11 protein-coding genes are annotated in these 13826 nt (G+C 31.3%); 9 read left to right on the top strand and 2 right to left on the bottom strand.

Translation table 11 applies throughout. The features are described 5' to 3' along the window. Positions 1–61: 61 nt before the first annotated feature. On the bottom strand, positions 62–1333 hold the full coding sequence (locus tag H1220_06500) for a restriction endonuclease subunit S (GenBank protein QMI85366.1): 1272 nt from the start codon (positions 1331–1333) through the stop codon (positions 62–64). Between the two features lie 548 nt (positions 1334–1881). Here H1220_06500 and H1220_06495 point away from each other — a divergent pair. The 7 genes from H1220_06495 (at position 1882) to H1220_06465 (ending at position 11298) form a co-directional block, all read left to right on the top strand. After that, on the top strand, positions 1882–4443 hold the full coding sequence (locus H1220_06495; protein ID QMI85365.1) for a type I restriction-modification system subunit M: 2562 nt from the start codon (positions 1882–1884) through the stop codon (positions 4441–4443). Continuing rightward, positions 4443–5708, top strand: coding sequence for a restriction endonuclease subunit S (locus H1220_06490; protein QMI85364.1), 1266 nt, complete (start codon positions 4443–4445; stop codon positions 5706–5708). Before H1220_06495 ends, H1220_06490 begins: the two co-directional genes overlap by 1 nt. A 46-nt stretch (positions 5709–5754) precedes the next feature. After that, positions 5755–8883, top strand: coding sequence for a type I restriction endonuclease subunit R (locus H1220_06485; protein QMI85363.1), 3129 nt, complete (start codon positions 5755–5757; stop codon positions 8881–8883). A gap of 154 nt (positions 8884–9037) precedes the next feature. Next, the gene (locus tag H1220_06480; protein ID QMI85362.1) at positions 9038–9961 is read left to right on the top strand and encodes a site-specific integrase; all 924 of its coding nucleotides are present in this window, start codon (positions 9038–9040) and stop codon (positions 9959–9961) included. Between the two features lie 243 nt (positions 9962–10204). Next, positions 10205–10453: a DUF896 family protein gene (locus H1220_06475; GenBank protein ID QMI85361.1), complete on the top strand. Its 249-nt coding sequence runs from the start codon at positions 10205–10207 to the stop codon at positions 10451–10453. Further along, the gene (locus tag H1220_06470; protein QMI85360.1) at positions 10434–11003 is read left to right on the top strand and encodes a hypothetical protein; all 570 of its coding nucleotides are present in this window, start codon (positions 10434–10436) and stop codon (positions 11001–11003) included. The genes H1220_06475 and H1220_06470 overlap by 20 nt, the downstream gene beginning before the upstream one ends. Before the next feature lie 61 nt (positions 11004–11064). Beyond that, positions 11065–11298 carry a YneF family protein gene (locus H1220_06465; GenBank protein QMI85359.1) on the top strand — a complete coding sequence of 78 codons (234 nt, stop codon included), beginning with the start codon at positions 11065–11067 and terminating at the stop codon, positions 11296–11298. A gap of 174 nt (positions 11299–11472) precedes the next feature. Here the strand turns inward: H1220_06465 and H1220_06460 are convergent, their stop codons facing one another. Further along, positions 11473–12060, bottom strand: coding sequence for a 1-acyl-sn-glycerol-3-phosphate acyltransferase (locus H1220_06460; protein ID QMI85358.1), 588 nt, complete (start codon positions 12058–12060; stop codon positions 11473–11475). Positions 12061–12235: 175 nt separating this feature from the next. Between H1220_06460 and H1220_06455 the strand changes: the two genes are divergently transcribed. Both H1220_06455 and H1220_06450 read left to right on the top strand, forming a co-directional pair. Then, positions 12236–12901, top strand: a complete 666-nt coding sequence (locus tag H1220_06455) for a DUF969 domain-containing protein (GenBank protein QMI85357.1) — start codon at positions 12236–12238, stop codon at positions 12899–12901. Between the two features lie 2 nt (positions 12902–12903). After that, complete coding sequence (locus tag H1220_06450; GenBank protein ID QMI85356.1) at positions 12904–13815, top strand: DUF979 domain-containing protein; 912 nt, start codon at positions 12904–12906, stop codon at positions 13813–13815. Positions 13816–13826 lie beyond the last annotated feature (11 nt).

Genomic DNA, 13826 nt, shown 5'->3' with positions numbered 1-13826 from the left:
TTACTAATATTTATCTGTTTTTTGGTCGATATTGTAATAATTATAAATACACATGTTGGTATCAAACAAATAGCTCGTTTAAATAAGCTTTTTTTAAATTTTTTAACTTTTCTAATTTACGCTGATGAAGGGCGATGAGGTGGTTCAAGTTGGATAAATACTCTCCAATTACCTCTTGTTCTTTAAGATTTTTAGGATATATTATTTCTGTTTCTTTTATCGAAGACTTTGAAATTGACGATACTTTTGTTCCTTGCAATAAAGGCAATAACTGATTGTGGAAAGAGTCTGAATTCATATAATATCCCAAATAACCTTTTGCAAATTCTATTTTTGAGCGGCAAGGAATTGTATGTAGTCCTGACAATGCTATTTGTTCATTTAAACCAGTTATTTCACTACATTTTCCAACGGTATTATCTTCAGCGGCATCAGCAATAATAACATCTCCATTTTTCAAATAAGAAACCTGATATTTCTTGGCAAGTGAATCGTCTAATATGTAAGTAAGCTCATCCTTATTTACATTTAATACCTCTCCGTATTTAATAAGAACATCTCCATAATGTACATTAATTACTGAACCTTTATTTGTTAATTCTGAGCGTGATAGTGAATTATTTTGTAAATAATCAAAAACGTTTATGAACTTACGTTGTTCCCAAGCATAAATAAAACTAGAAAAATGCCTTTTTGGTATACGCTTTCTTTCATCGAGAAACATTTCTGATAAATAAGTCTTTTTTAATATTTTTAACTTATTAAGTTTACGCTGGTGAAAGGCGATGAGGTTGTCGAGTTGATTAAATAAATCTGCAATTTTCCTTTGTTCATCTTTCAATACAGGAATTTCATAAGTTAATTCTCTAATAGAAGTCCAATTTACATATATTTGTGTATTTCCTTGAGAAGCACAAATAATTTTCCCACGAATATTATCAGCATTCAAAAATTGATATAAAAATTCTGGTAGATATTCATTTTCATAAACTTCAATTCTTTCAGTCCGTTGATTAAAAATATAGGAATTATCAGAATCTATCAGTAAAACTCGACCAATTATGTTCCCTGAAGCAGTCTTATCATTTAATATCATTGTTAAATTATTTTTGTTCAAAATACGATTTTCAGTCTTTTTTGTTTTGTTTGCTCTGATGCCTTGATCGGTATATTGGTTTGTTTCTGAATATGATCCAATACTTATAACTTTATATTTGCCAAGTTCATCGAATTCAGACTCAATAGATGTCCCTCCAGTAGACTTACCGAAATCTTCCAACTTACGTTGTTCCCAATCGTCAATAAAAAAGATATATTGACTAATAATATACAATATTTTTATTTTTTACTTTTCAAAAATATAAGCATTTTATCTAACTCATTTATGTTTTTCTTATTTTTAGATAAAAATAAGAAAATTGTCAAGTTAAGTGTTGAATTGCAAGAAATACAAGTAAAGAATTTGGACAAGAAAAAGAATAGTCTGTCATTATATCACAAAATATCATTGATTTTAGTAGATAAATTAGAAATGTAGTAACGTTAATGATAGATGATAAGAATAAAAAATAAATATATAAAAGAGAATGTATTCAAAAGTAAGGTGTAATGAATTATAGTGATTTTTTACTATTATGGATAATAAAAGGGTGTATCCCATATTTCTTTTTTAGTACAGCGTGATATAATTGAGCATGAGAGTATTTTGATAAAAGGTTAATATATAGCGTTTATTTGTCAATGTTATATAAAAATGTATGCATCTCAAATGTAAATATTTTTGTTAAAGTTAGTGTGTACTTTGTGCAATGAGAAGGAGAAAATATATTATTAACAGAATGAAGATAGTTTTATTTGTTAATAAGAAAAGGAGAAAAAAGAATGATTACATCAGAGGAAATAAAATCACGTTTATGGAGTGGTGCGAATGAACTACGTGGTTCAATGGATGCCACTAGATATAAGGATTATATGTTAGGCCTTATGTTTTATAAATTTTTAAGTGATAAAACACTTAAAGAATTTGCAATAGCTTGTGGTCTTTCTGCTACGGATAATTGGTATGATGAATATTGTAATGCATATTTAGAGTATGGACAATCAATTGAAGATATGATTCAAAATATGGTAGGGTATTGTATACGTCCGGAGTATCTTTATCATACGTGGATTAAAGATATGAATTCAGGGCATTTTGAAGTGCAGAAAGTAATGGATAGTTTGAATCAATTTGAACGTAGTATTTCTGTAACAAGTAGAGCGAATGATTTTCAAGGTCTTTTTGCAAATTCAACACTGGATTTATCAGATACATCTCTTGGGAGTAATTTGAATGAGCGTAGTAAAAATATTCAAGCTCTTATTCGACTGTTTGAAGATTTGGATATGGTTTCTCTCCAAGACGGTGATGTACTTGGTGATGCGTATGAATATTTAATTGGACAATTTGCTATGGAATCAGGTAAGAAGGCTGGAGAGTTCTATACACCTCGACAAGTCAGTGAAGTCATGGCACAAATTGTGACAACAAACGATACAATAAAATCTATCTATGATCCTACTGTTGGTTCTGGCTCGCTTCTTTTAACAGTAAAACAACATTTAACAAAGGAAGAACAGAAAAAACTTGAGTACTATGGTCAAGAGAAAAATACAGCGACTTACAACTTAACACGTATGAATTTATTACTTCATGGTGTTGAACCTAATAAAATGAATATTAAAAATGGCGATACTCTTTCTCAAGATTGGCCGGAAGATCCAGAACGTCCAAATGAAGGTGTTCAGTTTGATGCAGTTGTTATGAATCCACCGTATTCTATTAAAAATTGGAATCGTTATGGACTTAAACCGAGTGATCCACGTTTTGAAATTGCGGGAGTTCTGCCTCCAGATTCAAAAGGAGATTTTGCTTTCTTACTTCATGGTTTGTATCATTTGTCTATAAAAGGACTTATGGCAATTGTTTTACCTCACGGTGTTTTGTTTCGTGGTGCAGCAGAAGGAGAAATTAGGAAACGTTTAATAGAGAAAAATCAAATAGATGCTGTTATTGGACTACCAAATAATCTTTTTACGAATACGGGTATCCCAGTATGTATTATTATCTTGAAGAAAAATCGTGAATTAAATGAACCAATTCTGTTTATTGATGCTTCACGTAATTTTGTTAAAGAAGGAAAACAAAATGTTCTTCAAGAAAAAGATATTGCAAAAATTGTTGATGTTTATAAAAATCGTACAGAAGAGAAAGGGTATAGTCATTTAGCATCACGACAAGAATTAATAGAAAATGAATATAATATGAATATTCCACGTTATGTGGAAGCTTCTGATGAAGAAATTCCTCATGATGTTGATGCACATTTATATGGCGGCATACCAGAAAAAAATATACAGTCTTTAAAAGTTTTAAATGAAACGGTTCAGGATATTTTAAATAAGGCGTTTATTGAAAAGCGTCCGGGCTATTTAGAGTTAAATCAACCGCTCGAAGAACTTTCTGAAAATATTTTTTCGAGTCGTGCTATACAAGAAAAATCACAAAAAATTAAAGCAACTATTGAAAATTATATCCAATGCTATTGGACAAAATTGCATCAACTAAACTATAAAAATAACGTAAGTATGATAAAAGCAAGTATGCTTGAAGATATTAAAAAGTGTCTGGACGAATTTGGACAAATTGATATTTATGAAGGGTATCAAATTATTGCAGAAATGTGGAAAAATGCATTGATGCATGATGCGGAACTTATTGAGCAATTAGGATTTTATCAAGCTGGACGAACACGTGAACCGAATATCGTATCAAAAAAAGGTAAAGAGAAAATTCAAGATGGTTGGAACGGAGCAATTATTCCTAATAATCTTATAGCTGATTATTGTTATGAACGTGAACAAGAACGGATTACAGCACTAAAATCACGTCTTTTAGATATTGAGAGTGAATTGAGTGAACTTGTAGAAAATGCTAAAGTAGAAGATAGCGAGGAGAATATTATTCTTGGTGATTTTCTGAAAAGAAATAATGAAGGTGAGATACAAGATAGTTTTGATAGTAAGTTGATAACAGCAGGGATGAAAGAAGTGACAAAAGGGTCAGATGAATATAATCTCTTAAAAAATGTATCTAACTTATTAAAAGAAAAAACATCTATTGGTAAAGAAATCAAATTAAAAGAACAAGAAGTGAAAGAATTAGTATGGAATCGTATAGAGAATTTAAGTGATGAAGAAGTTGATGAACTTTTATACCAAAAATGGTTTGGCTCTGTTATTGAAAAAGTTTTACTTCTAGTAGAAAAACCACTAAAAAAAGAGATTGCTGTGATTGATGAGTTAAACAAACGTTATTCAGATACATTAGATGATATAGATGATGAAATATTAAAACTTGAACAGGAGTTTGAAAAACTGATGAGTGAATTGGTGGTGCTTTAATGGTGGAAAACAACAAAAAAATACCAAAAAGACGCTTTAAACAGTTCAAAAATGCTGATGCTTGGGAACAACGTAAGTTGGAAGATTTCGGTAAGTCTACTGGAGGGACATCTATTGAGTCTGAATTCGATGAACTTGGCAAATATAAAGTTATAAGTATTGGATCATATTCAGAAACAAACCAATATACCGATCAAGGCATCAGAGCAAACAAAACAAAAAAGACTGAAAATCGTATTTTGAACAAAAATAATTTAACAATGATATTAAATGATAAGACTGCTTCAGGGAACATAATTGGTCGAGTTTTACTGATAGATTCTGATAATTCCTATATTTTTAATCAACGGACTGAAAGAATTGAAGTTTATGAAAATGAATATCTACCAGAATTTTTATATCAATTTTTGAATGCTGATAATATTCGTGGGAAAATTATTTGTGCTTCTCAAGGAAATACACAAATATATGTAAATTGGACTTCTATTAGAGAATTAACTTATGAAATTCCTGTATTGAAAGATGAACAAAGGAAAATTGCAGATTTATTTAATCAACTCGACAACCTCATCGCCTTTCACCAGCGTAAACTTAATAAGTTAAAAACGTTAAAAAAGGCTCATTTATCAGAAATGTTTCCCGCTGAAGGAGAGCGTGTGCCAAAACGTCGTTTTTCTGGTTTTTTTGACGATTGGGAACAGCAGAAGTTGGGGGAGATAGGAACAACTTATTCTGGGTTGTCTGGTAAAACAAAAGAAGATTTTGGACACGGTAAAGCTTGTTTTATACCTTATATGAATATTTTTTCTAATCCCATTATCGATTTAAATGATATAGAGTATGTTGAAATTGATGAAAAACAAAATGAAGTAAAAGCAGGAGATGTATTTTTTACAACATCTTCAGAGATACCTGAGGAAGTTGGTATGACCTCTGTGATAATTGAAAATAAGCCAAACACTTATCTTAATAGCTTTTGTTTTGGCTATCGCCCAATTAAATCAATAGATAATTATTATTTAACATATATGCTACGTTCTAAATCTGTAAGAAAATCGATTGCCTTTTTAGCACAAGGAATTTCAAGATATAATATTTCAAAAAATAAGGTTATGGGAATTGAAGTACCGTTGACTACAACAAATGAACAACAGCGAATAGGGGCATTTTTCCGAGATCTCGACCACCTCATCGCCCTTCATCAGCGTAAATTAGAAAAGTTAAAAAATTTAAAAAAAGCTTATTTAAACGAGCTATTTGTTTGATACCAACGTGTGTATATCGTGTTATTTAGTACTGGAAAGGAGATAGATGAAATTGACAGATAAAAATGGTTCTGAACGAGAGTTTCAAAATAAATTTGTAGAAGAACTAAAAAAATATAGATGGCAAGCACCGGACAAATTGAATGGAAATTTGCATAAAGTTACTGTTGATGATTTAATAAACAATTGGCGTGAGGAACTTAATCGAATAAATGTAGATGTGTTAGAAGGTGTTGCCCTAACAGATGCAGAGTTTGAACAAATTATGTCCAAAGTCAATCAAATCTCTAATAGTTATGAAGCTGCAAAAATTCTTTCTATGGAAGGTTCAATAGGAAAGATTGACGGCATTTATCGTGATAAGCATCCAGATGTTACTAAAAAGCAAATTACATTGACGATATTAAAGAAAGCACAAGTAAGCGGAGGTGATTCTAGTTATCAAATAGCTAGAGAGGTATCAACTAGTAATAATAATCGTTTTGATATTGTTCTTTTAATCAATGGTTTACCGTTAATCAATATAGAACAAAAAAGAAGTGATAAAACCTTAGATGAAGCATTTGGACAGTTTAAAAGATATTATCGAGATGGTGAATATACGAATAATTTTATGGCCTTTTCACAAATGATGGTCGTAACGACTGAGATTGAAACGCGTTATTTTGCAACGCCAAAAACGATAAATGATTTTAACCAATCATTTGTTTTTCATTGGTCGGTTACAAAAAAAGATAAAAAAGATGGTCGACATTTAGGACAACGCATCTTAACAGACTATAAAGAAGTTATTGAGCATTTTCTAATGGTGCCAATGGCACATCAAATGGTTGGAGATTATTTGATTATTGATGAAGATCCAGATAACGAGGAAAATAGACGGCACATGTTGATGCGACCTTATCAAGTATATGCTTTACAAGCTGTTGAGAAAGCTACTTTTGGATGGGATAATGCTGAAGGAAAACCACATGGTGGTTTTGTATGGCATACCACTGGATCAGGTAAGACAATTACGAGTTTTAAAACAGCTCAATTTTTATCCACACGAACCGAATTTGATAAAGTTGTCTTTTTACTGGATAGACGTGATTTAGATGAGCAAACATCAAAAGCGTTTAAAGCTTATTCAACGTATGAATCTGTTGATGTCGATGATACGAGAAGTACTTATCAATTAAGAAAACAAATGATGAGTTCTAAAAATGGTATAATTGTAACGACGACGTTTAAATTAAGTTTCTTAGTAAAAGAGTTAATTACAGCACAAGATAATACTTTAGCAGACAAAAAAATAATTTTTATTATTGATGAGGCACATCGAACAACCATGGGAGAAATGATGGGAATGATTAAAGATTATTTCTTTAAAAATGCATTATTTTTTGGATTTACAGGAACGCCTCTATTTGATGAAAATAACGTTAAAGGAAAAATTAATCAAAGAAGTGAAGTCATCAATACGACTGAAAAATTATTTGGTCCATTATTACATCAGTATACGATTGATGAGGCTATTAAAGACGGTAATGTTTTAGGATTTCATGTAGATTATATCAATACAGGTGAATTTATTAGTTATGAAAGTTTACGAGATGAGCTAGTTGAGAAATTAGTGGTCATGAATACTGAGTGTAGTAAAAAGGAAATACAGCGTAAAGTCCAATCATGGTCAGAATTAGAAGTTGAAGAGAATGCTGTAAAAGAAGGTATTTTAAAATACCAAGATAAAACACATATTCCTAGAGTCGTCTCAGAAATTCTTTCTGGGTGGAAAGAACAATCTAGAAATGGAGAGTTTAATGCTATATTAACTGTTGCTTATAAAGATCGTGTGATTGCTTATTATCATGAGTTTAAAAAGCAAATTAGTGAAAGATTTGATACGACTGAGCATAGACCAAATATTGCGATGACATTTAGTTTTGGGAATGAGAATGATGTTGAAAATATGGCGATTGATGTGATAGATGAAATGTTTGAGGATTATGCGAATTTTACAGGTATTCAGTTTTTAGCGGGAGATAAGCGGAATGGTGAAGATGCTTATTTTGAAGATTTAACATACCGTGCAAAACGTGGTGGAAGTGGTAGAAATTCAAAAAATATTGATATTGTCATCGTTGCGGATCAATTACTAACAGGTTATGATGCAAAACGAGTGAATACATTGTATGTAGATCGACGACTTGAATTGCAAGGACTTATACAAGCCTATTCTCGTACAAATCGTGTTTTTGGCGCCTCTAAGGAATTTGGAAGTATTATTAATTTTCAATATCCTAGAATAACAGAAGAAATTGTAAATGAAGCTATTCGTTTATATGGAAGTGGTGGTAAGAACAGTTATGTTCTTGTTGAAAAATATGACGATGCTGTTATTTTATTAAGAAAGTGTATGGATGATTTAATTTTATCATTACCAAATCCAACAGAATGGCCAACTATACAATACGATGAAGAGAAGAAAAACTATTTTAAAAAAGTATTTGAATTAGCGAATAAGCAACTAAATCGTGTGAAGCAATACTATGAGTTTTGTTGGGATAATGAAACATTTGGTATTAGCGAGGATATTTTTCAAAACTATGTAGGTGCGTATAAAAATTTATTTCTACGTACTTCTCATATAGAAGTGGAAGAAATACAGGAACTGTTGGGACAAACAAAATTACAAGGGACACAAATTATTGATGCTCAAAATATTTTATCATTTATTGATAAAAAAACAGAGAGTGAAGATGGTTATAAAGTTGTAAATGATGGGAATCTTGTTTTAATTCTTGAGAAAATTGAAGAATTAAGTAATAAAGGGGAATACGATTTGGCAGAATCTTTAAAATTATTTGTTCAGAATGAATTAAAACCGGGGCATCTAGAAGTAGATGTAGATTTTGATACGGCTTTTAGAAAATGGCAAGAAGAACGATGCTTTGAAGATGTTAAAAAATTTGCTTCTGAATGGGGACTTGATAGTGAATTACTTGAAAAATCATTAATGGACTATAACGTAAAGAAAAAGGATGAAATTCCATATTTATCAAATTTGATTAAATCGTTGGACGCAACAAAAGCAACCAATGAATTTGCAGGTAATAAAATAACATTATCCTTGAACGTACATACAGCTTTAAAACAATGGATGCCTGAAATAAAACAAACTTATAAATACTGAAAAGATCAAGAATATTCTTGGTCTTTTTGCTGTATCTATTTTTTTAAGTGTTTTATCATAAATTTTTTCTAAATAATAGCTATGCAAAATTTTTTTACTTTATACGTTCTCATCATTCTTCATTCAGCATAAGGCATAGATAGAAAGGATTATTATGAACAAAATGACAAAAGAAACGTTATTACATGAATATTTTCAACAATGGATAAAACTTTTTAAAGAGGGAGCTGTTCGTTCTGTTACACTTGAAAAATATTATAATAATTATCAGCATTTAAAAAATATTGTTCCAAATCTTAAATTATGTGAACTAGATAGAACGGCTTATCAGCAAATACTAAATGATTATGCTCAGATGCATGAAAGGCAAACGGTTATTGATTTTCATCATCAGATAAAAGGTGCTATATTAGATGCGGTAGATGAAGGTTTCGTTTATAGAGATCCCACTCGAAAAGTTATTTTTAAAGGAAAGGTTCCAAGAGCGAAAAAAATGAAATATTTGAATCAATTTGATTTACATAGTGTGTTATCAGATTTGAATTTAGAGTATAAAATAAATTGGGATTGGCTCATTTTGCTTATTGCTAAAACAGGGTTAAGATTTTCAGAAGTGTTAGGCTTAACACCGTCGGATTTTAATTTTTTACAACAAAATATCTCTGTGACAAAAACTTGGGATTATAAAGGCAAAGGAGGTTTTTTACCAACTAAAAATAAATCGTCGGTTAGAAAAGTGCAAATTGATTGGCAATTAAGTATGCAATTTCAGCAGTTGATAAAAGATTTACCAAAAGATAAACCAATTTTTGTGAATGGTCCCGTTTGCAATTCCACACCAAATAAATGGTTAGAAAAGCATTGTAAGCGTGTAGGTGTACCGGTTATTTCAATACATGGATTAAGGCATACACACGCCTCTCTTTTAATGTATGCGGGTGTATCTATTGCCAGTGTTTCAAGACGATTGGGGCATTCTTCTATAACAACTACACAAAAAGTCTATATGCATGTTATATCAGAGCTTGAAAATCAAGATAATGATATTGTCATGAGATATTTGGCAAGTTTAACTTAGAAAGACTGCTTTATGTTGATGAAGAAGATGAGAGTATTATGGAGTTTGATACATATTTGATTATAGTAGAATAATCTAAATAAATTCAAAAAGAGATATTCGTATGCTATAATTTGAAAGACTATTTTTAGAAAGTTGGAATAGTGGTAAAATGATGTTCAGTGAAAGGATATAGAGAGTATAGAAATTACCAAACTTTCCAAATATAGATGGTTTATGATAGACTATTACTAGGAGGCAATTATGTTATCAAAAGAAAAATTAAATCGAATAAATGAATTGGCAAAAAAATCAAGAGAAGTCGCTTTGACAGAGGAAGAAAAGGCTGAACAAAAAGCACTTAGAGAAGAATATTTAGAAGCATTTCGTGGAGGAATGAGAAATCATATTGAAGGGTTGAAAATGATTGATCCAGAGGGTAATGATGTTACACCAGAAAAATTAAAACAAATTCAAAAGGAAAAAGGTTTGCATGGACGTGATAAAGAGTGATTTATTGCAACAAGTAAGAGAGATATATGCGAAACATCTTGAAATGCCTTATATTTCACCTGAGCGTGATTTACAAGCTTGGTTAAATGAAGTGTCTGTATCTTCGGGGAAAATTGTTCCTAAGCGAAATATGGAGCGTTTAGATAATGGATTATTACCGGGGCATATTATTTTGTTGTGGCGAGTGAATTTTGGAACATATACGACAGATACGGTTATTTCAAAATATTTTGAGCATACGTATGGGATTGATGCCCAAAAAGATATTCACTTGTTAATGGAACAAGGTCTTGTTGAAGAAGAAAGTGCTATTGTATCAACACGCCATTTAACAAGCGGTGTGTTGAAATCATTTTTAAAGGAAAAACAAATCAAAGGTTTGTCATCTTTAAAACGAGCAGATATTGATGAGGCAATACGCACACATTTTAGTGAAGAAGAACTGACAAAATTATTTGCATTAAGAGGCTATACATTAACGCAAAAAGGACAGGAAACATTGAAGTGTTATCCAGAAGTGGTTGACAGACATCCAAAGAAAAAATTCTAATTGAAAAAAGATGTTATTTTTTGTAAAATAGAAAAGAACGTTATAGAAAAGAGGAGAGAGTATGGATACAATATGGGTTGTTTTAATTGCATTTGCAGCAATGGCATTAGGTGTTGTGGGTGGCTTCTTCTTAGCAAGAAGAACAATGATTAAATATTTTGAAGAAAATCCGCCAATGGACGAAACTATGGTACGTACAATGATGGCACAAATGGGACAAAAACCATCTGAAAAGAAAGTGCAACAAATTGTACAATCTATGAAAATGCAAAGTAAAAAGAAAAATAAAAAATAATAAAAATACTTTGTCAAATTGTGTTGGTTGGTTTCACCCACCAACACAATTTATAATATAACTCTTGATGTGATAAGTTACATCAAGAGTTTTTTGTTTAATTTTTTTGATAGGTAAAAAGGTGTATAAAAAAGGGAGTGACAATACCGTTTGTCACTCCTCCTCAAAACTTAACTACCGTAACTCTGCATCTAATACATCAAAAATAACGTTGATTGATTGAGAGAAATTACTTTGTTCTTCTTTTGTGGTGATGTATATAGGTGTTCCAAAATTTACTTTTGTTTTTTTTCGTTTTAATAGGTCTTTAAATGAAAATGGTCCTTGGTAGACACATGGGATAATTGGCACTTTCGCCAGACGAGCAATCATAGCAGCACCTTCCTTTGCTTCGGATGTATGACGAGAGCCACTTGGGAAAATGACAAGCCCTAGCTTCCCTTCTTTTAAATGAGTTACAGGAATTTTAATAGCGCTAGGTCCAGGGTTTTCTCTATCTACTGGAAAAGCATTCATACTTGTAATCAACCAGCGTAATGCAGGGTTTTTAAAAAGTTCTTTTTTTGCCATAAAACAAAATTGTTTAGGACTTGCTGCTAAGGCTAAGTAGATAGGATCTAACCAACTACGATGAGGTGAAATTAAAATATAACCGACATTTTCTTTAGGGTCTGGTAAATTTTGTTTGTTTTTAATGAGAGTAGTTCCATTTAAGATAATTAATAAAAATCGTGCAATACCACGAATCATTGAGTATAACATAAGACGCTCCTTTTTATGAATGTATTGATAGTATGACAAAAAATATCAGTAAAATCAAGTCAAAGAAAAAAGTGAATATATAGAATTATTTGACAAGGTAGTTCTATTACTCTATACTCTTTTTATAACAAATGTTTGCTTTTTAAAACGTTTGTTTATAGATAGGAGGGATTTTATGAACTATTTACCTTTAGTTGGTATAGTGATTATTTTATTAGGTTTTATTTTTAAATTAGATACGACAGCAACAATTATTGTATCGGCTATTGTGACCGCACTTGTTGCTGGTATTAGTTTAGACGGAGCAATTACAGCTTTAGGAGAAAATTTTGTAAAAAGTCGATTGGTAACAATTTTGATTTTACCTGTACCTGTTATTGCACTTGTTGAAAAATATGGTTTAAAAGAACAAGCAAGCCAAATCATTAAGAAAATGAAAAAATTAACAGCACCTATTTTCTTATTTGTTTATTTCATTATTCGTCAAATTACAGCTGCAACATCTATTCCATTTGGTGGGCATGCACAAGTGGTACGTCCGATTGTTTATCCAATGGCAGAAGCGGCTGCTGCAAAAGACGGTGAATTAACAGAAGAAATTTCTGAACAAATGAAAGCTAAATCTGCTGCTGTGGAAAATATTGGTAATTTCTATGCACAAAATGTCATGTTAGGATCTGCTGGTGTATTATTGATTTCTAAAACATTAGAAGAATTAGGGTATAAAGCACCAACAAATGATATTGCACAAACAGCATTGATTATTGCTTTTGCCTCATCTGCTGTGATGCTTTGTACAACATGGTTATGGCAAAAAGCATTGAAGAAAGGAGGAAAATAATCATGAAAAATATTTTTTTAGAGTTAGCGTATATACTGATTGGTTTCCTATTCTTTCTAAATGCCATTCAAACATTTAGACATAACAAAGAAAAACAAATAGGTACTAGCTTATTTTGGGCAATTTTAGGATTTACTTTTGTTTTTGGGAATAGTGTTCCTTACATTGTGACGGGTGGATTATTGATTATCTTAGGTGTTTTAACAGCAACCAAACAAGTGTCTGTTGGGAAGTTTAAAGCTGTTGAGGATAGTGTAAAAAAACAACGTTCAGACAAATATGGTATTCTTGTCTTTTTACCTTCTGTTTTATTAGCCTTTGTTGCATTTTTTGTTGCTTTTACAACAAATTTAGGCGGACAAGTCGGCGTAGTGATCGGATCAATTGTTGCGTTTTTAGTATCCTTACTTTTATTTAAACCAAGTTTATCAGAAGTACACGAAGGAACATCACAATTAACACAACAAATGGGTGTGAATATTTTTCTACCACAATTATTAGCAGCTTTAGGTAGTATTTTTGCGACTGCTAATGTGGGAATGATTATTTCAAATGGTGTGGCTTCAGTTGTTCCTGCAAATAACCGTTTAATTGGTGTGATTGCTTATGTATTAGGTATGGTCATTTTTACCATTATTATGGGGAATGCATTTGCTGCCTTTACAGTGATTACGGCAGGTATTGGTGTTCCGTTTGTTTTTGCTTTAGGTGGGAATCCAGTGCTTATTGGAACAATGGCAATGACAGCAGGATATTGCGGAACATTGTTAACACCAATGGCAGCAAACTTTAATAGTATGCCTGCTTCATTATTAGATATGAAAAATCAATATGGTATTATTAAAGCACAAGCACCAATCGCATTAGCAATGATTGTTGTGCATATTGTATTGATGTACACATTAGGATTTTAGGAGGGAAACAC

The organism is Carnobacteriaceae bacterium zg-84, assembly GCA_013874835.1.
Lineage (GTDB): Bacteria > Bacillota > Bacilli > Lactobacillales > Aerococcaceae > WM01.
This window is presented reverse-complemented; position numbering and strand designations above follow the sequence as displayed.

Bases quoted from the DNA above. Each gene is read 5' to 3' on its own strand.
- H1220_06495 (QMI85365.1), top strand. From the start codon at position 1,882: ATGATTACATCAGAGGAAATAAAATCACGTTTATGGAGTGGTGCGAAT.
- H1220_06490 (QMI85364.1), top strand. From the start codon at position 4,443: ATGGTGGAAAACAACAAAAAAATACCAAAAAGACGCTTTAAACAGTTC.
- H1220_06485 (QMI85363.1), top strand. From the start codon at position 5,755: ATGAAATTGACAGATAAAAATGGTTCTGAACGAGAGTTTCAAAATAAA.
- H1220_06480 (QMI85362.1), top strand. From the start codon at position 9,038: ATGAACAAAATGACAAAAGAAACGTTATTACATGAATATTTTCAACAA.
- H1220_06475 (QMI85361.1), top strand. From the start codon at position 10,205: ATGTTATCAAAAGAAAAATTAAATCGAATAAATGAATTGGCAAAAAAA.
- H1220_06470 (QMI85360.1), top strand. From the start codon at position 10,434: ATGGACGTGATAAAGAGTGATTTATTGCAACAAGTAAGAGAGATATAT.
- H1220_06465 (QMI85359.1), top strand. From the start codon at position 11,065: ATGGATACAATATGGGTTGTTTTAATTGCATTTGCAGCAATGGCATTA.
- H1220_06460 (QMI85358.1), bottom strand. From the start codon at position 12,060: ATGTTATACTCAATGATTCGTGGTATTGCACGATTTTTATTAATTATC.
- H1220_06455 (QMI85357.1), top strand. From the start codon at position 12,236: ATGAACTATTTACCTTTAGTTGGTATAGTGATTATTTTATTAGGTTTT.
- H1220_06450 (QMI85356.1), top strand. From the start codon at position 12,904: ATGAAAAATATTTTTTTAGAGTTAGCGTATATACTGATTGGTTTCCTA.